At 42.3% G+C, this 16,736-nt stretch carries 20 protein-coding genes; 9 read left to right on the top strand and 11 right to left on the bottom strand.

Going from position 1 to position 16,736, the window contains the following annotated elements; genetic code table 11:
• Positions 1-156 precede the first annotated feature (156 nt).
• Positions 157-2,328 (top strand): TonB-dependent receptor, encoded by a 2,172-nt coding sequence (locus tag BV214_RS02190; protein WP_086475826.1) that lies wholly within the window; start codon positions 157-159, stop codon positions 2,326-2,328.
• Between the two features lie 132 nt (positions 2,329-2,460).
• On the opposite strand, the gene BV214_RS02195 is transcribed toward BV214_RS02190, so the two are convergent.
• The 3 genes from BV214_RS02195 to BV214_RS02205 are packed head-to-tail and all read right to left on the bottom strand — an operon-like array spanning position 2,461 to position 5,607.
• Positions 2,461-3,837 carry a Gfo/Idh/MocA family protein gene (locus BV214_RS02195; RefSeq protein WP_086475827.1) on the bottom strand — a complete coding sequence of 459 codons (1,377 nt, stop codon included), beginning with the start codon at positions 3,835-3,837 and terminating at the stop codon, positions 2,461-2,463.
• A gap of 45 nt (positions 3,838-3,882) precedes the next feature.
• The gene (locus BV214_RS02200; RefSeq protein WP_086475828.1) at positions 3,883-4,986 is read right to left on the bottom strand and encodes a DUF6807 domain-containing protein; all 1,104 of its coding nucleotides are present in this window, start codon (positions 4,984-4,986) and stop codon (positions 3,883-3,885) included.
• Positions 4,987-4,998: 12 nt separating this feature from the next.
• Positions 4,999-5,607 (bottom strand): 3-keto-disaccharide hydrolase, encoded by a 609-nt coding sequence (locus BV214_RS02205; protein WP_086475829.1) that lies wholly within the window; start codon positions 5,605-5,607, stop codon positions 4,999-5,001.
• Between the two features lie 333 nt (positions 5,608-5,940).
• On the opposite strand from BV214_RS02205, the gene BV214_RS17050 reads away from it, so the two are divergent.
• Positions 5,941-6,069: a hypothetical protein gene (locus tag BV214_RS17050; protein ID WP_262483061.1), complete on the top strand. Its 129-nt coding sequence runs from the start codon at positions 5,941-5,943 to the stop codon at positions 6,067-6,069.
• 10 nt (positions 6,070-6,079) lie between these two features.
• Here BV214_RS17050 and BV214_RS02210 read toward each other — a convergent pair whose 3' ends face one another.
• Together BV214_RS02210 and BV214_RS02215 are read right to left on the bottom strand one after the other, a co-directional pair.
• Complete coding sequence (locus BV214_RS02210; protein ID WP_086475830.1) at positions 6,080-6,547, bottom strand: OsmC family protein; 468 nt, start codon at positions 6,545-6,547, stop codon at positions 6,080-6,082.
• Positions 6,548-6,643: 96 nt separating this feature from the next.
• Positions 6,644-7,519: a 3-keto-disaccharide hydrolase gene (locus BV214_RS02215; RefSeq protein ID WP_245806732.1), complete on the bottom strand. Its 876-nt coding sequence runs from the start codon at positions 7,517-7,519 to the stop codon at positions 6,644-6,646.
• A 101-nt stretch (positions 7,520-7,620) separates the two neighbouring features.
• Here BV214_RS02215 and BV214_RS02220 point away from each other — a divergent pair, with 101 nt between their 5' ends.
• Positions 7,621-8,616: a Gfo/Idh/MocA family protein gene (locus BV214_RS02220; protein ID WP_086475831.1), complete on the top strand. Its 996-nt coding sequence runs from the start codon at positions 7,621-7,623 to the stop codon at positions 8,614-8,616.
• On the opposite strand, the gene BV214_RS02225 is transcribed toward BV214_RS02220, so the two are convergent.
• Positions 8,613-9,050 (bottom strand): Rieske (2Fe-2S) protein, encoded by a 438-nt coding sequence (locus tag BV214_RS02225; protein WP_086475832.1) that lies wholly within the window; start codon positions 9,048-9,050, stop codon positions 8,613-8,615. The genes BV214_RS02220 and BV214_RS02225 overlap by 4 nt on opposite strands.
• A 112-nt stretch (positions 9,051-9,162) precedes the next feature.
• On the opposite strand from BV214_RS02225, the gene greA reads away from it, so the two are divergent.
• Positions 9,163-9,636 (top strand): transcription elongation factor GreA, encoded by a 474-nt coding sequence (greA, locus tag BV214_RS02230; RefSeq protein WP_086475833.1) that lies wholly within the window; start codon positions 9,163-9,165, stop codon positions 9,634-9,636.
• Between the two features lie 176 nt (positions 9,637-9,812).
• Positions 9,813-10,205: an HIT family protein gene (locus BV214_RS02235; protein WP_086475834.1), complete on the top strand. Its 393-nt coding sequence runs from the start codon at positions 9,813-9,815 to the stop codon at positions 10,203-10,205.
• Here BV214_RS02235 and BV214_RS02240 read toward each other — a convergent pair.
• Complete coding sequence (locus BV214_RS02240; RefSeq protein WP_086475835.1) at positions 10,198-10,548, bottom strand: hypothetical protein; 351 nt, start codon at positions 10,546-10,548, stop codon at positions 10,198-10,200. The genes BV214_RS02235 and BV214_RS02240 overlap by 8 nt on opposite strands.
• A 4-nt stretch (positions 10,549-10,552) precedes the next feature.
• Positions 10,553-11,701 (bottom strand): sensor histidine kinase, encoded by a 1,149-nt coding sequence (locus BV214_RS02245; protein ID WP_086475836.1) that lies wholly within the window; start codon positions 11,699-11,701, stop codon positions 10,553-10,555.
• Positions 11,702-11,817: 116 nt separating this feature from the next.
• Here BV214_RS02245 and BV214_RS02250 point away from each other — a divergent pair, with 116 nt between their 5' ends.
• From BV214_RS02250 to aat, 3 genes are all read left to right on the top strand, one after another.
• Complete coding sequence (locus BV214_RS02250; RefSeq protein ID WP_086475837.1) at positions 11,818-12,708, top strand: flavin reductase family protein; 891 nt, start codon at positions 11,818-11,820, stop codon at positions 12,706-12,708.
• A 226-nt stretch (positions 12,709-12,934) separates the two neighbouring features.
• The gene (locus tag BV214_RS02255; RefSeq protein WP_086475838.1) at positions 12,935-13,312 is read left to right on the top strand and encodes a DUF3127 domain-containing protein; all 378 of its coding nucleotides are present in this window, start codon (positions 12,935-12,937) and stop codon (positions 13,310-13,312) included.
• 123 nt (positions 13,313-13,435) lie between these two features.
• Entirely contained in the window at positions 13,436-14,107 is a 672-nt protein-coding gene (aat, locus tag BV214_RS02260) for a leucyl/phenylalanyl-tRNA--protein transferase (protein ID WP_086475839.1), read from the top strand.
• Here the strand turns inward: aat and BV214_RS02265 are convergent.
• Together BV214_RS02265 and BV214_RS02270 are read right to left on the bottom strand one after the other, a co-directional pair.
• Positions 14,082-14,654, bottom strand: a complete 573-nt coding sequence (locus BV214_RS02265) for a hypothetical protein (RefSeq protein ID WP_086475840.1) — start codon at positions 14,652-14,654, stop codon at positions 14,082-14,084. The genes aat and BV214_RS02265 overlap by 26 nt on opposite strands.
• The gene (locus BV214_RS02270; protein ID WP_086475841.1) at positions 14,644-15,207 is read right to left on the bottom strand and encodes a DNA-3-methyladenine glycosylase I; all 564 of its coding nucleotides are present in this window, start codon (positions 15,205-15,207) and stop codon (positions 14,644-14,646) included. The genes BV214_RS02265 and BV214_RS02270 overlap by 11 nt, the downstream gene beginning before the upstream one ends.
• A 228-nt stretch (positions 15,208-15,435) precedes the next feature.
• Between BV214_RS02270 and BV214_RS02275 the strand changes: the two genes are divergently transcribed.
• On the top strand, positions 15,436-16,062 hold the full coding sequence (locus tag BV214_RS02275; protein WP_086475842.1) for a thioredoxin family protein: 627 nt from the start codon (positions 15,436-15,438) through the stop codon (positions 16,060-16,062).
• Here the strand turns inward: BV214_RS02275 and BV214_RS02280 are convergent.
• Complete coding sequence (locus BV214_RS02280; protein ID WP_223883446.1) at positions 16,045-16,722, bottom strand: energy transducer TonB; 678 nt, start codon at positions 16,720-16,722, stop codon at positions 16,045-16,047. The genes BV214_RS02275 and BV214_RS02280 overlap by 18 nt on opposite strands.
• Between the last annotated feature and the right edge of the window lie 14 nt (positions 16,723-16,736).

The raw sequence follows: 16,736 nt of genomic DNA on the forward strand, positions 1-16,736 counted from the left end.
CCCAAGGAACCTGGGCGGGTAATGCTGCCAAGGGATGCGAAAATCGCGTTCGGGAATTTCCAACGTTTTTTCCAAGACCGATGATAGGTAGGGAAAACAAAAAACAATTTTTAACAAGAATAATAGCCCCTTTTATTCGTAACAAATGTATTGCGAATGAAAACTATGTTCAAAACGGCGGCCATGTTTGGTGCCGTACTCCTGGCCAATGGCCAAGAAACACCTAAAGACTCTTTGGAAGGCAGTAAAATTGCCTTGGATGAAGTATTGGTGTCCGCAGTTCGCGTAACCCAAGAGTCGCCCGTTACCTTTACCAACCTTACCAAAAAACAAATGAAATCCAGAAATTTGGGGCAGGATATCCCTATCCTAATGAATTTTCTGCCTGGCGTAGTAACTACCACGGATGCCGGGGCCGGGATTGGCTATACCGGAATACGGGTAAGAGGGAGCGATGGAACCAGAGTGAACGTTACAGTGAACGGAATACCGTACAACGATTCCGAATCCCACGGTACCTTTTGGGTGAATATGCCCGATTTCTCCTCCTCTACCCAGAGCTTACAGTTGCAAAGGGGGGTAGGGACTTCTACCAATGGATCTGGAGCCTTTGGAGCTAGTTTAAATATTCTTACCGACGCTGTTTCAGATAAAGCATTTGGAGAGATCAACTCCTCGGTTGGGAGTTTTAATACCTTAAAAAATAATCTTAAGTTCAGTACCGGACTGCTCAATGATCATATAGAGATTTCTGGTCGCTTATCTAGAATTACTTCCGATGGGTATATTGACAGGGCTTCCTCCGAGCTGGATTCCTATTTTTTACAGGGAGCCTATCTGGATGATCGTACCCTAATCAAAGCCTTATTGTTTGGAGGACATCAAACTACTTATCAGGCATGGAACGGAGTGGATAAGGAGCAGTTAGAGAACAACAGGACCTTCAATACCGCCGGGATGTATACCGATGAGAAGGGAAATATCCAATTTTATGACAACGAGGTGGACGACTATAAGCAAAATCACTTTCAGTTACATTGGAATCAGAAGTTGTCCGATTATTGGAGCACTAATATCGCACTGCACTATACCAAAGGGCAGGGGTATTTTGAGCAATATAGGCAAGACGATAGTTTTGCTACTTACGGGATAACCCCCTTCACTAAGGACGGGGAAACCGTGAATTCCACGGACCTGATCCGAAGGAGATGGCTAGATAACGACTTTTATGGTACTACCTTTTCTGCCAATTATAGGGACCATAAGGTAGATGTAATCCTAGGAGGGGGATGGAACAATTATACAGGAGATCATTTTGGGGAAATTATATGGGCCCGTTATTCCAACAATAGGGATTATGAAGACCGATATTATGACGATACTTCTACCAAAGACGATATGAATGTATACGCCAAGGCAAATTATAAGTTAGATAACCAGTGGAGCGTGTATGGCGATCTTCAATTAAGAAATATTAACTATACCGCCAATGGAGAAGAAACAGGATTGGTAGATGATACCTTTACTTTCTTTAATCCGAAGGCAGGGGTTACCTATAACCTGAATGATCACCATAATTTCTACCTCTCCTATGCCAGGGCCAATAGGGAACCCAATAGAAATGACTATAAAAGCGGTAACCCTAAGCCCGAGAAATTGGACGACTTTGAATTGGGATGGCGCCATACCGCACCGGGTATTCGTTTGAATACTAATCTGTATTATATGAAATACAAGGATCAGTTGGTCCTTACCGGGGAATTAAATGATGTAGGTGGTGCCATGCGTGCCAATGTTGGGGATAGCTATAGGTTGGGCTTGGAAATAGATGCCATATTAACCTTGGGCGATAAGTTTATCTTACGTCCCAATGTGGCCCTGAGCGATAACAAAAACAAAAACTTTGTTTTTCAACGCGATGGAGAACTGGAAAAGCTGGGAGACACCCATATTTCATTTTCACCCAGTATTGTTGCAGGAAATGTATTAACCTATATGCCTAGCACCCAGTGGCAACTTAGCCTACTTTCTAAATATGTAGGAAAGCAATATATGGGGAATATAGATGCTAAGAGCTCTGTGTTGGATGCTTATTCCCAGACAGACCTTAATGTGCAGTATACCATAGAAACCAATTCGTTTATCAAGAATATTGTGCTTTCTGGTTTGGTGAACAATATTTTTGATAGTCTGTACGAGTCTAATGGGTATTTTTATACCTATGATGACGATTTCTCTAGCCCGGGAACCATAACCACGGTAGAAGGTGCAGGTTACTATCCTCAGGCAGGTATTAATTTCCTGTTGGGAGCAACCCTAAATTTTTAAGGTTGGATAAATGCCCGTATAATTTTTTTAGAGTTATATAATTAAAAGGCTATAAGGTGAAAAGTGGGGGAATGCCTTTTTTACTTTATAGCCTTTTTAATTGTTGATGAAATACAACCACCAATAGTAGCTTTATACCCTAGTAGGCACCACATACGGTTCCCTATATTCCCTGGTCAACATAGCATCTGCCTCTTTGTTGCCAATGAATTTCTCTGTTTTTCCATCAAATCTTAAAGTTTCCCCTACGCGATAGGCAATATTCGCTATTAACGGAAGTACTGTAGAGGTGTGGCCAATTTCGATATCACAATTTAAATCCTTTGGATTTCCGGATCGGAGTCCGTCAATAAAATTCCCAAAATGCCCTTTGCTGTCCGGGGCGGTTAAAAAGGAGGTGTCTCCACCAATAGCAGCACCAGCACCCATATTGGACCCGGCGAAAGGCTCTGTGTCCCTGCCTTTATAGGCATTCCAAGTATCTCCATTTACCTCTAGCCATCCATTGGTGCCATAAAACACATTGCCAATTTTAATCCCTAAGTTGGCCTCGTGGTTGGTATACCTCCCTCGAGTTTCAAACTCTAATATTTTTCCATCGGCGTATTCAAATACCGAGGTTTGGGTATTGGGGGTTTCTTGGGAACACTCTTCGGGTGATATTCCATAAATTCCCCCCATAGACTGCACTTTTATAGGATGTTCATTTTTATTCAATCCCCAGCGTGCCACATCAAATTGATGAGGTCCTTGGTTTCCGGTATCCCCATTTCCCGTATTCCAATGCCAGTGCCAATTATAATGTCCCCTTTTTTCGTTGTAGGGTCTATAGGCGGCCGGTCCCAACCAAAGGTCGTAATTTAGACTAGCCGGGGGCGCAGTGTCTGCTGAAATTCCAAACGAATCCCGGGGTTTAAAACAGGTTCCCCTGGCCATGTATACCTCCCCAATGCCACCATTGTGGAGAAATTCCATGGCCTGCATTACATTGGAAATGCTTCGGTTTTGAAAGCCCACCTGTACCACGCGATTGTATTTTCGGGCGGCCTCCACCATTTTTCTTCCTTCCCATACGTTGTGAGAACTGGGTTTTTCCACATATACATGTTTTCCGGCTTGGCAGGCCCAAATGGTGGAGAGGGCATGCCAGTGATTGGGGGTGGCGATGATAACGGCATCTATTTCCTTGTCGTCATATACTTCCCTTAAATCGGTTGCCGTCCCGGGCCGATTATTGTCTTGAAGACTTGCAGCCAATGCCACCCGTTCTTCCAAAAAAGAAGAATCTACATCACAAATTGTTTTTATCCGAACTCCCTCACCGTACATCTGTGCAAAATTCTCCATTAAGCCTTTCCCACGTCCCCTAACGCCAATGGAGGCCAACATTATGCGGTCATTGGAGCCTAGGATATTTCCGTAGGACTTGGCGGAAAATGCGGTTGCTCCTATGGCGATTCCTGTACTTGCCAAAGTGGTCTTTTTAATAAAGTTTCTTCTGTTGCCCATGCTATTATATTTTTAAGGTTGCTGTTTTACTAATACGAGGGATAATTATTCGTTGTTAAACTGAGAGAATCTATGATCCAATTCCGTTTTTCCTAAATGTTTGCTTGCTACAATGATGCTGTGTTTAAAGGTGACGGCCTCCCCTTGCTCTAAGCGAAAGTTTAATGTTTCCTCTCCCTTGCTAAACACCTCTTGCCCCAATGGGTTTGCGGCAAATAAACCATAGCCCCTTGCATGCCAATAGGTGGGATAGCCTGGGTTGTTTTTATGGTCTAGGATCACCAAGGAAATGTTTTCTTTGCCTATACTAGAGGTTAAATTGACCCAGTCTGCTCTTTTTCCCCAACAGTCGTTTCCTTCCACTCCTTCACTGTTAATATAGTTCCCGTTTACCCCGTCGTTGTTAAGGACTGGCACCGCTGTGGGGAGTCCGTTGGCATCCGTAAAGACGATGGGTTTGTCCGATGGATGTTCTAAGGCTCTAGCCACCCTTATACCCAAGACGCCTTCCTTATTATCCTTAAAAAGTACAGGCCCGTTGGGTGCACTGAGCTGGGTAATGCGATCTATGGAGTATACATCCCCTTCGCCCTTAAAAAGGAAGGTGGTGTTTTCCGTAAGCAATACCTCCCCTCTGGGAGCAATCCAATCCATGGCTACTTTTAACAAGCCCGTACTGTCCCCTCCCTGGATTTCTAAGAAGTTTTTATGAACTATAGTGCCATATTCATCCCTTCTTTCCACTTTTATGGAATCTGAATTGTTCCAAAAATCCAAACCATTTACATCCCCGTAATTAAACCATACTCCTACGTGGTGCGGATGGTCTGCGCGTTCCCCCGCCGATGGTTCTAAAGGGAACTTTCGGGTAATGGTGCTCCCTTCTGGGGTTACAAGGGGATAGAGGACCGGTTTTTTTATGTTGCTGGGATAGCGATAGGCTGTAAATAATTGGCCATCTATTAAAACCGAAACCTGCTTTTGGGCGTCATCCCTCAACAATTGTATTCTCGGTTCCTTGTTTTTTTCGCTAGGATGAAGCTGGGCGGTGTCCCTGTTTATTTGTTTGCAGGAAAACAAGCCTAAAATTAAGAGTGTTGCGCCTATTGCTAAGGGAAGTCTGCTGAGTTGTTGTTTTCTCTCTTTCATTTGATTGTCCGTTTAGTGGGGGGTATCTTGGTGGAGCTGCGCTACCTTGAGGTTTCTAAATTTGATGGTCATTTCATTGTTGGGGTGTACTTGTAGCCCAATGGGCCCCTGAGGGATAAAACTTTTGGACACGTAGGTCATTACATGGATGTTGTTGAGCCAAACTTCATAATAGCCGCCTATAGCAATCACTTTTATGGTATTCCAATCCTGGGGTTTTAGGATGTCCTTTATAGGTTGCGCTTCTACCGGATATCCCAGTCCAGCGATATAGGGCGAGGCCGTCATGTCGCGCTTTAATGAGGCAGAGATTCCTAGTTGGATCTGCTGTTTGTCGTTTCGGATAAAGATTCCCGAATCTATGGTTCCCTCTCCAAAACGAAAGTCGGTTACCAACTCAAAATCCCTAAACTCCCTGTTGGTCCATAGTATAGAACCCTTTAGATGTGGGTCGCTTTTCCCGATAAGTACTCCGTTTTTAACAGACCACCAAATATTATCTGCGGGGACATTCCATCCGTTGAGGTTTCTTCCGTTGAACAGCTTTTTAAATTTTGGTTGCTGGGAGCATACCGAAAGGGAGGATAGTAGGACTAAGATCAAAACAAATTTTTCTCTCATGGTAAATAGGAATAGTGGGTGGGTAGTGCTTGGATAATTTATGTTATACTATGGGCCGAATTCGATAGTGGGGTTATCGAACCTAGGTCTGAAACCAACCTCCCTAGTGATTGGATAATAAAAATGAGAGGTCTATTTAAAGGTCTTGTTTTTTTGCCTGCAACGACTGTAAATCATTGCATTGCCTTATAAATCTATCTAAAAATATGTTCATATTACAGTGTTTTTACTAGATTTTTTGGCTAAAACTGTAAAAGGTCAATATTCTATTATAATGCGATAAGAAGTTGGAAGCGAGTCCCTCATTTAAGTGAGCAAAAGTACCCAGGACTCATGAAAATCAAAAGAAATCCCTTGCCCCATCGAAAAGGAAGTCGAGTAGAAAAAGTACAGGGGTTATATATCGCAGCTAACCCCTCCCGTTGTATAGAGGTGGCCTCTTTAGGGGTATTGGTTTATTAACCCAGTACCTCTAGGTTGTAGTGGTGTTGGGACTATGTTCAATTTTAAAGTTGCAAGAATTGGCAATAAAACACATTTCATGGGCAGCATGGTGTAGGTCGTTTGCTTTATCTACCATGTCTGGATTAGAGATCTTTACCATAGGGTGTAACATTACTTCCAAGAACTTGCCACTGCCTTTGGTAGTTTCCTCCATTATTCCAGTGGCATGGTCCGTATAGGTTATCACCTCAATATTATTTACGGAACATAGGTGTAAATAGCAGAGCATATGGCATGCAGATATGGAAGAAAGAAACAGGTCTTCAGGATTGTACCGTGTTGGATCCCCGGAAAAAGCAGGGTCCGAGGAGCCGCTAATTTCCGCGTATTTTCCTTGGCAAGATATGGTATGGTCCCTATTAAAGTTGGGCGATAGCGTGCCATTGCCCTTATTTCCAGTCCAGTTAACGGTAGTTTTATAGTGGTGTTTTTTCATAGGTGTTGGTGGTATAGTTTAATGAATCTAGGGTTTTGCTATAGTTTTGGCGTGTTCTAAACAAAGTGCAACCAATTGCTTCTTTGTCTAGGCTGCTTAAAGTTCTTTTAGTTGAATATTACGGTAGGCCACCTTCATTGGGGGTCCCACGTGCACCTGTAGTCCCAAATGCCCTGAGGCCTTTCTGTTTATAGTATCCCTATCTATCACCTCACTCATTAAAATCCCATTTACATAGTGTTGTAGGCTGTATCCATTTGCTACTACCCTAAAGGTGTTCCACCCTTCCGTGTGTATTTTATTTTGTAAGGTATCCGAATTTCCCAAGTCTTCCAGTAGTTCCCTGCTTTGCCAAGCGTTGTGTTTTATATTGGAGCGTAGGGAGCCGCTTAGGCTGGGGTTGACTTGGGTGGTGATGGCCATTTTCTCTCCTCGGTAGGCCAAGGTGGTTCGTTTTCTTTCCTCATAATTTTGACCGGTATAGGTGTTCTTGCCATCAATATCTGCCTGATATCCCCGAAGTGCAAAAGGGATGCTATCTACCCGATCACTCCTGTAATTGATACCGCTATTCCCCAATGAGGAAATACGGAATTCCAGTTTCAGATCAAAGTTTGTTGGTTCACCACCTTTCCAAATTAAAAAAGTGTTGCTATTTAAATCCGTATCTTCATCCAATTCTCCAATCAACAATCCATTCTCTACCCGCCAAATGTTTAGATCGCCTTCCCAGCCCTCTAGGTTGTTCCCGTTAAATAGGGATACAAATCCTGAGCTTAGGGGAGGTGAATTATCCGATTTTAAATTTTTTACTCCCTTTTCTTTGCAGGATATACCCATAATAGAGGAAAGTAGGAGAAGCATCCAACAATAAGAAGTAGCAAGGTTTAAGGTGGTTTTCATAAATTGGGTATCTGGTTTTAGAATGAGCTTCTCAGCCTGGTGAATACTAAAATACAGTATTTTTTTCATTATTTCCTTTGCATCTAGCAGCTAAAGTGCTGGGGACAAACTCTAACCGCTATTTCCTATTTTTGTAGAAAGACCGTATAATACAAACGCAAACATTAAAGATGCCAAAAAAGAACTTTATCCCTCCAATAAAATGGGGGATTATAGGGTGTGGTGCTGTAACCGAGGTGAAAAGCGGACCTGCCTACCAGCAAACGCCTCATTTTAAATTACAGGGGGTAATGAGTCGAAATATGGATAAAGCTGCGGATTATGCCAAAAGGCATGGGGTAGCCAAGGTGTATGCCAAGGCCCAAGATTTAATTGAGGCTCCGGAAATAGATGCTGTTTACATTGCCACCCCACCGGATACTCATAAATTCTATGCCTTAAAGGTGGCCGATGCAGGAAAGCCATGTTGTATAGAAAAACCAATGGCGCCTACCTATGCGGATAGTCTTGAGATTTATAAGCGTTTTTCCGCCAAAGAACTTCCACTTTTTGTAGCGTATTACCGGAGGTCTTTGCCTAGGTTTCTTAAGATTAAGGAATGGTTAGATGAAAAGAAGATAGGGAGTGTTAGGCAGCTTTGCTGGCAGTTTAGTAGGCCGCCCAAGGAGGTAGATTTGGAGAAATCCTATAATTGGCGCACCGATGCCCTCATTGCCCCTGGAGGGTATTTTGACGATTTGGCCAGTCACGGGCTTAATTTGTTTGCCTATTTGTTGGGGGAGATGGAAGAGGTGCAGGGCACTAGCCTAAATCAACAAGGTCTTTATACCGCCAAGGATGCCGTTGCGGCCTGCTGGAAACATAAAAGCGGAGTGCTGGGCAATGCTAGCTGGAATTTTGGAGCGTATGCGAGGGAAGACAAAGTGACTATTATGGGGAGTGACGGTAGCATTGAGTTTTCTGTCTTTAAGGAACAGGAATTAATACTGGAAACCCATGAAGGGGTTATCCGTAAGTTTATTGAGAATCCGCACCACGTGCAGCAGTACCATGTGGATAATATTAGAGCCCATCTGTTGGAAAATAGGGAACATCCTTCCCTAGGCCGATCGGGATTGCATACCAGTTGGATTATGGATCGGATTTTAGGGCAGGGGCGCGTTTAATTGGAAACAAAAATGGTATTTCCACTTACGGTTGCCCGATAAAAAAGTAGGTCATAATGCCGCGTCCCATCATCGGGCCGATTCAAGAGCTGGCCGGTGAATAGATTGTATTCAAATCCTTCACAGGAGCAGCTTACGGTTTGCCCCTTTAGGCTCATGGTAGAACAGTTATTGGGTGCATGATTGGGGCAGCTTGCCTCCCATGCCATATAATTGTCAAATCCGGTATTGATTACAAAGATACCTCGGGTGCCAACACCTGGATTATCTAGGTATACCGCATTTCCAGTATGGATAAGCGAACTGTACAGGGGAAGATTTAGGTTTATGGAATACCTAAAGCTAACTTCCTGTAAATAGGGATTTCTATTAGTGTGGCTGCTGTCACAGGATAAAAAAATGGCCAATGCCAGTAGTCCTAAAATAGGTTTCATATAACGGAGGTCTAATTAATTAATCTTGAACAAAATTGAACAAAATTTATGTATATTTGTCTGAATCCTCTTTTAAAAAAGAGGATTTTCTTATTTATTAAACGTAGAAAAAATGAGCAAAGTATCTTATTATACAGCAGAAGGGCTGAAGAAATTGAGGGAGGAGCTAAGTTACCTTAAGGATGTGGAGCGTCCAAAAGCATCACGTGCAATTGGGGAAGCAAGAGATAAGGGAGATTTATCGGAAAATGCAGAATACGATGCGGCCAAAGAGGCTCAAGGCTTATTGGAGATGAGAATTTCTAAATTGGAAGAGACTTTATCGAATGCCCGTTTAATTGATGAATCGCAATTGGATACCTCCAAGGCGCTGATATTATCTACCGTTAAATTAAAGAATTTGAATAACGGACAGGAAATGAAATATACCTTGGTGGCAGAAAGTGAGGCCGACTTAAAAGCGGCCAAAATATCTGTGAGCTCCCCCATAGGAAAAGGCTTGCTTGGGAAGAAAGTGGGTGAAATCGCAGAAATAGCGGTTCCTAATGGGATACTGAAATTTGAAATAGTGGAAATTTCCAGATAACTTCATGATATATGTGGTGATGGCCTTAATTCTCTTGTGAATTAAGGCCGTTCCATTTTATAAGGTGCTGGGTTTATCAATGTCTTTTAGTAAATTGTACTCCAAAGGGGTACGGCTCCATATTTCTGATTGGTTTTGGAGTCTTCTGTCCTATAATTTTAAAAACTACAACGTTTATGGCATCTATCTTTACCAAAATTATTAAAGGGGAAATTCCCTCTTATAAAATTGCCGAGGACGAGCATTTCTATGCGTTCTTGGATATTAACCCTAACAGCCCGGGACATACCCTATGTATCCCCAAAAAGGAGGTAGACCGACTTTTAGATCTGGATGAGGAAACCTATATGGGACTTATGGCCTTTTCCCGTAAAATAGGAAAAGCCATAGAGGCTGCCATTCCTTGTAATAGGGTAGGCTTAACCGTAATTGGTCTGGAGGTTCCCCATGTTCATGTTCACCTGATACCGCTCAATGAGATGCGCGATGCTACCTTTCAGCACAAGGTGCCCCAATCCAAAGAAGAGTTTGTAGAAATTGCAGAAAAAATCAAGGCTCAGATCAAATAAATTCCTGAATTATAAAATAGCCCCCAATGGCTACAATGGAGGTTAGCAATAATATTAGTACATAAAATAAGGTGGTAAACCGTATAGTGGCTCTTTTGGGGGCGGCCATTCTACGGTAATATTCATATACTCTTTCAATATCCTCGGTCCAAGAAACCGGATAGATCAAAGAGTTGCATTTGGTGCACTTTATTTCGTGCTCAATATCCTTGGTTGTCCTGTGAAACAACCTGCCATAAGTGTGTTTTTGATAAAAAGTAAGTTTTAGTTCCTGATTGAAACATTCGGGACAATTATTGGTTAGATCCGCTTCTTTCAAAACTACCATTTTCTCCTTTGCCATCTCCTTATCTATTTGCTTTTAATGTAATTTGCATTATGGTGCCTTCTTTAGAGGACGAAAGTACTTTAATTTTACCATTATGGTATTCTTCTACGATTCTTTTAACCAAGGAAAGTCCTAATCCCCATCCTCTTTTTTTGGTAGTAGCCCCTGGATTGAAGATAGATTGATAGTTTTTCTTGGGTATTCCAGTACCTGTGTCCGCAATAAGAACTTTAACACTATTCCCATTGGGAATAACCTCAATACGAATCTTGCCCTTACCTCTCATAGCATCTATGCCGTTTTTCACCAAATTCTCTATGGTCCAATTAAACAAGGCCTTGTTTAATAATACCGGGTAATGATCTACTTCCGTATGGAAAGTAAATTGGATGAGCTTAGAGCTTCGGGTCTTTAGGTAATTATAGGCATTTTTAGTCTCCTCTACAAGGTCGTGTTCCTCCAGGACCGGAAGGGAGCCAATTTTTGAAAATCTGTCTGTGATGGTTTCCAGCCTCTGAATATCTTTTTCTATCTCCTTGGTGATTTCTGGATTAATAGGTTCTGACCTCAACAATTCATTCCACCCCAGCAGGGAGGATAAGGGCGTGCCTATTTGGTGCGCGGTTTCCTTTGCCATCCCGGCCCAGAGTTTGTTCTGCTCGGAAGCTTTGTTGGTCTTGAACAGGAAATAAATAACGGTCCCAAAGAGAAATATTATTAAAAGAAGTAAAATGGGGTAAAATTTCAATTTGTTTAGAACGTCCGAATTTCCGTAGTAAAGCGTGGCAAGGTTCTCCCCCTTGTATTCTATTAGTATGGGTTGGTTCTCTGCCTTGAACTTCTTAATTTTTTTGTTTATATAAGTAGTATCTGAGATCTGTGCCCCTGGCATGTTATTTATTTTTATGGAACCATCCTTGTTAACCAAGATCATGGGGGTAGAGGTGTTATTCTGAAAAATTTTAATATGAAGATTGCCAGGATCCGCTTCCACCGGTAGGGAAAGGAACTCCGACTGGGCAGTGGCCCATATTTCCATCTTATGTCGTTCCTCCTCCTTAAACTTCTGGAAAAAACTATTGGTATTCCAAAGAATCAGGCTTACTATGGCAAAGGAAGCCATGAGCAATAACATCTTGGGAGTTTTCTTTTTGGGATTAAAGCTCATCCAGCAAAATAATTAAACATAGGTACTACAAGATAACGTAATTTCGGCAAAGATATTCTATTTTGGAAAGGTGGGATATATCTAGTTTTATTCGTAAATTACTACCTTTGACCGCTATGAAGACCAAGGTTTCCCTTCTCGTTTCAGAAGTCCCAATTGCAAAATTGCACGGTATTTTATTGGGCGCAGTAGGACCAAGGCCTATCGCCTTTGCAAGTACTATGGATACCCAGGGGAGACCAAATTTAGCGCCCTTTAGTTTTTTTAATGTGTTTAGCGCTAATCCGCCTATCTTAATATTCTCGCCAGCGAGGAGGGTGCGCAATAATACCACCAAGCACACCTTGGAGAACGTGTTAGAAACCATGGAGGTGGTAGTGAATATTGTTAACCATACCATGGTGCAACAAATGTCACTGGCTAGTACGGAATACGAAGCAGGGGTAAATGAGTTTGTGAAAGCCGGATTTACCATGATGCAATCCGATTTGGTAAAGCCACATAGGGTGGCGGAAGCCCCAGTGCAATTTGAATGTAAGGTACTGAAGGTAGAGCCGTTGGGAGAGGAAGGAGGTGCCGGTAACCTTGTTTTTTGTGAGGTGCTGAAAATTCATTTGGACGCAGATATATTGGATGAAAATGGAAGCATAGACCCATATAAAATAGATCAAGTGGCGCGTATGGGAGGTAATTGGTATAGCAGGGCCAATATGGGATTGTTTGAAGTTCCCAAGCCTCTTTCCACCAAAGGGATAGGAATAGATCAACTTCCCAGTCATATACGATTAAGCCACATCCTTACGGGGAATGATTTGGGTATGTTGGCGAATATTGAAAAACTGCCAAGCAAAGAGGAAGTTAAGGCCTTTATCGATCGAAATTTGGAAGTCCGTAGCTTAATTAGTTCGGGGGAGCCAAAAAAGTTGCACGAGAAGGCGCAGGATCTCTTAAGATCCAAGGAGGTGATGACCGCCTGGATGTTTTTATTGGCAGAAGCAGAAATGTGATCTGCGAACGTCTAGATTGAAAATTAAACTAGGGGATGGGCTTCTGAGGAACCAGATAGAAGGCTAAAATTAGACGGATAGTATTAAAACTAATATGGTTGGGATGTTAAAATAAGGGGGCGCTTAACAGAAGGTAGCTTTTGTACTAGGTGGTCCTTTCCAAAATCCTTAATATTGACAAATATTTAGAATATCAAGTAGAATTATTTAGATAAAGAATAGTAAAATGGAAGTACAAGGGAAAATTAAAATGCTAGGTGATACCCAAACTTTTGGGAGTAACGGATTTAGAAAAAGGGAAGTGGTAGTAACTACAGAGGAGCAGTATCCACAACACCTTATGGTTGAATTTGTACAGGATAAATGTGACCTATTGAACAACTTCAATGTTGGTCAGCAAGTTAAGATTAGCATTAACCTAAGAGGTAGGGAATGGGTAAACCCGCAAGGGGAAACCAAATATTTTAACTCTATCCAAGGATGGCGTATAGAAAGCTTGCAGCAAGATGCGGCAGGAGCAGGAATGCCTCCGGTTCCCCCAATGGATGCTTTTGAGCCAGCAGATAATTTAAACGAAGACGATCATGATGACCTACCTTTCTAAGAAGGTGCTAGGATTTTGTGATCAATAGCTGATACCAAAGGCTAAAAAGAAAAGGAGTAAAACCTACCTGGAAAGAAGCCAGGTAGGTTTTGCTGTTTTTAGGAACATAAAACAATTGGGTGAATGTATCTTTTAGATGAGCGATTATTGTTTCCCGAGGTAACACATGCAGATAAGGAGGGGTTACTGGCAATAGGGGGTGATCTTTCCCCGGAAAGGTTGCTATTGGCGTATAAAAACGGAATTTTCCCTTGGTTTAACGAAGGGTCCCCTATTCTGTGGTGGAGCCCGGATCCAAGGATGGTCCTGTTCCCAGAGGAGGTAAAGATATCCAAGAGCATGAAGCAACTAATTAAAAAGAAACCCTTTCGCATTACTTGGAATACCCGCTTTAAAGAGGTGCTGCACCAATGTTCAACGATAGACCGCAAGGATCAGGACGGGACTTGGATTACCGCTGACATGAAAAAGGCTTATATGCAACTGCATAAAATGGGAGTGGCAAAATCTCTGGAAGTGTGGGAAGATGATAAATTGGTGGGAGGCTTGTACGGCATAGATCTAGGTCAGGTGTTTTGTGGGGAGAGTATGTTCAGTAAGGTAAGCAATGCCTCAAAATATGCCTTCATTCATTTAGCGCAAGTATTAAATGAGAAAGGATACCAGCTAATCGATTGCCAAGTCTACAACTCGCATTTGGCCAGTTTAGGGGCTAGGGAAATTTCACGGAATAAATTTATGGATCTATTACGCGATGCGGATGGGAAAACTAATAGAGGACCCGATCGTAGTTAACAGGGAGTGCTTTCTCAATGGACAGTAAAGTGCCTTCAGCATTAAATAGGAGGTGATAGTCTTGCCGGTTGCCTCGCTGTAGGTCCCTTTTTCCCCTTACCAAGAGTTCGTAGGTATTTGATGGAAGAATTAAATTTTGGAAAGTATTCCTTATGGCATCTGTGGACTCGGCAGAATACCATTGTAGGATACGCTTTACTTTTATCTTTTTAAAAGTTCTTTCTAGATAATTGTTAATTCTGGAATAGCTATCCCTGGGAATATCTACCTCCTTAAGAACAAAACCCAACTGTTGAATATCGCCTTCTTGGTCTACCTCTACGTGATAGTTGATTCTTTCTAATCTAAATTTTAAGGTATATATGGTAGCGAGGCTATCTACCTCTTTGTAGTAGCGAATTCTCTTGGCCGCTTTTGGGATTACCGGAGTCGTTATTTCCGGGAATTGGGATTTTCTAATTCGATGCTCTCTTTCCGGTTTGGTATGGGAAAAACCAAAATGCCCTAGTATTAAAAACAGTACAATAAGGGAGTTCTTATACTTCATGATATCTAAAACAACTTATTTCGTGATCGTTAACCATCCCAGTGGCCTGCATATGGGCGTATATTACGGTGCTGCCTACAAACTTAAATCCTCGCTTTTTTAAATCCTTGCTAATAAGGTCGGATAAGGGAGTGGTGGGCGGAGTATCCTTATAATTTTCAATCTTGTTCTTTATAGGTTGGCCGTTTACAAATCCCCAGATATATTCGCTAAAACTACCGTAGGCTTCCTGGATTTTTATGAATTGCTGCGCATTATTTATCGTGGCCCTTATTTTTAGTTTGTTCCTTACTATCCCCGAGTCTTGTAGGAGTGAGGCTATCTTATCTTCGGAGTATTGGGCAATTTTATGGTAATCGAACTGATCGAATGCCTTTCTGAAATTCTCTCTTTTCCTGAGGATGGTAATCCAGCTTAATCCCGCCTGGAAGGTTTCCAGGATTAAAAACTCAAATAAGGTGGCATCGTCCCGTACGGGAACGCCCCATTCCGTATCGTGGTATTTTTCGTAAAGTGCATCGCCTTTGCACCATCCGCATCTGTGCTTTTCCATGGGCCTGTTTTATAAATTTAAATATAGGGGAATTAATTCATATAGATTAGGGGGAAGAGGATTATTTCTATTTGTTTATTGCGCTAGATGGGGTGTGCTTTAATGCAGATCCGGAGGGTATGGAATAGCATTCTCTCTGCTTGCAAACAATAGGATTAGGTGATTAATGTCATCTTTTATCACGGTTTATAATCCTTATCTTTGCTGCTTTCAATTAAGCGAATTCATATGGAGCAAAATCAAGAACTACTAGTAGATCACCAATTAATAGGTCAGAGTCTAAAAAATAGCATGAGTTATGGGGAATACCGGGAGTTGATGGACCAACTAGTCGTGGAAGGGAAATCTACGGGACCCGAGCAAAATGAAAAGTTGAGCAATTATACTTCCCTAAACCAAAGAAGAATGAAGCGCTTGGAGAAAACCCTTAAAATTGATCCTGAAACTGCCGATAAAATAAAGCGTGTAGACCGCCAGATTACTTGGTTGGTACTTACTGAAAGCTGGTGTGGCGATGCAGCACAGACACTACCTGTTATGGATAAAATGGTCGCCTTAAATGAAAATATCTCCTTGAGATTGGTTTTGCGTGATGAGAATACAGCGCTTATGCAGCGTTTTCTAACCAATGGGGCTATGGCTATTCCCAAACTGATTGCTATAGACAACGCCACTGGGGATATAATAGGGGAATGGGGATCCAGACCTTCTATTGCCAAAAAGATGGTGCAAGATCAAAAGGAAAAATTTGGCGAGTTTACGCCAGAGTTTATAGAGGAGTTGCAGCAATGGTATAATAAAGATAAGGGGCAGAATACGATATCAGACCTCTTGTCGCTACTTCCCTTGGAATAGATAGGTGATGGTACCCGGTTGTTCGGAGCGCTTTCCCGAATTAAACTTGGATCGTAGGGCATAGGCAATGGCATTGTCTACAAGACAGCCGTTTAAGGTGCTAGAACTTCTTTTATTGACCTCTGCCTGGGTTACCCTGCCCAGGTGGTCTACCCTAATATTAATAACAACCTTACCGCCCTCTATACAAGTATAGATTGGAATAGGTAGGCTGCGGTGTTGCCTGTTTACCAGGGAGTAGGATACGGAGGTTCTGCGCTTGGCCAAATTATTGGTCATTACCTCCTTGCTGGCCTCTTTTTCTCCTAAAAGTTGTTGCTTCTCCCGTCTGCGCTGGGCAAGTTCTTTTACCCTTGCGGCATATTCCGAATCTGTAATAGGGAAGTCCATGGGCTCTTCCGTATCCGAGGAGCTTTCCTGCTCCTCCATGAGCTCCTCCAAAGTTTTAAGGGGCTCTGGATTTCCATAGCTAGCTTTGTTGGCTTCGTTATAAGCCATATGACTTTTGATGGGGGGCGTATTGCTGAGGTCTTCCTGCTCTTCTTCCTCCAGGATTTCTTCAAGCTCTTCCTCGTCTGGTAAGATTAATTCAATGGCGTACTCTTCCACTTCCTTTTGTCCCAAATGGATATTGTAAAGGAACAATACCATTAAAGCCATGGAAAGAAAGGTTA

The sequence above is a fragment of the Arenibacter amylolyticus genome, assembly GCF_002150785.1.
In the GTDB taxonomy this organism is placed as follows: domain Bacteria; phylum Bacteroidota; class Bacteroidia; order Flavobacteriales; family Flavobacteriaceae; genus Arenibacter; species Arenibacter amylolyticus.

Coding starts and splice junctions, on each gene's coding strand:
- BV214_RS02275 (WP_086475842.1), top strand. CDS start 15,436: ATGGAGCAAAATCAAGAACTACTAGTAGATCACCAATTAATAGGTCAG.
- BV214_RS02245 (WP_086475836.1), bottom strand. CDS start 11,701: ATGAGCTTTAATCCCAAAAAGAAAACTCCCAAGATGTTATTGCTCATG.
- BV214_RS02235 (WP_086475834.1), top strand. CDS start 9,813: ATGGCATCTATCTTTACCAAAATTATTAAAGGGGAAATTCCCTCTTAT.
- aat (WP_086475839.1), top strand. CDS start 13,436: ATGTATCTTTTAGATGAGCGATTATTGTTTCCCGAGGTAACACATGCA.
- BV214_RS02190 (WP_086475826.1), top strand. CDS start 157: ATGAAAACTATGTTCAAAACGGCGGCCATGTTTGGTGCCGTACTCCTG.
- BV214_RS02195 (WP_086475827.1), bottom strand. CDS start 3,837: ATGGGCAACAGAAGAAACTTTATTAAAAAGACCACTTTGGCAAGTACA.
- BV214_RS02210 (WP_086475830.1), bottom strand. CDS start 6,547: ATGAAAAAACACCACTATAAAACTACCGTTAACTGGACTGGAAATAAG.
- BV214_RS02250 (WP_086475837.1), top strand. CDS start 11,818: ATGAAGACCAAGGTTTCCCTTCTCGTTTCAGAAGTCCCAATTGCAAAA.
- BV214_RS02215 (WP_245806732.1), bottom strand. CDS start 7,519: ATGAAAAAAATACTGTATTTTAGTATTCACCAGGCTGAGAAGCTCATT.
- BV214_RS02265 (WP_086475840.1), bottom strand. CDS start 14,654: ATGAAGTATAAGAACTCCCTTATTGTACTGTTTTTAATACTAGGGCAT.
- BV214_RS02200 (WP_086475828.1), bottom strand. CDS start 4,986: ATGAAAGAGAGAAAACAACAACTCAGCAGACTTCCCTTAGCAATAGGC.
- BV214_RS17050 (WP_262483061.1), top strand. CDS start 5,941: ATGAAAATCAAAAGAAATCCCTTGCCCCATCGAAAAGGAAGTCGAGTA.
- BV214_RS02270 (WP_086475841.1), bottom strand. CDS start 15,207: ATGGAAAAGCACAGATGCGGATGGTGCAAAGGCGATGCACTTTACGAA.
- BV214_RS02220 (WP_086475831.1), top strand. CDS start 7,621: ATGCCAAAAAAGAACTTTATCCCTCCAATAAAATGGGGGATTATAGGG.
- BV214_RS02240 (WP_086475835.1), bottom strand. CDS start 10,548: ATGGCAAAGGAGAAAATGGTAGTTTTGAAAGAAGCGGATCTAACCAAT.
- greA (WP_086475833.1), top strand. CDS start 9,163: ATGAGCAAAGTATCTTATTATACAGCAGAAGGGCTGAAGAAATTGAGG.
- BV214_RS02280 (WP_223883446.1), bottom strand. CDS start 16,722: ATGGCTTTAATGGTATTGTTCCTTTACAATATCCATTTGGGACAAAAG.
- BV214_RS02205 (WP_086475829.1), bottom strand. CDS start 5,607: ATGAGAGAAAAATTTGTTTTGATCTTAGTCCTACTATCCTCCCTTTCG.
- BV214_RS02225 (WP_086475832.1), bottom strand. CDS start 9,050: ATGAAACCTATTTTAGGACTACTGGCATTGGCCATTTTTTTATCCTGT.
- BV214_RS02255 (WP_086475838.1), top strand. CDS start 12,935: ATGGAAGTACAAGGGAAAATTAAAATGCTAGGTGATACCCAAACTTTT.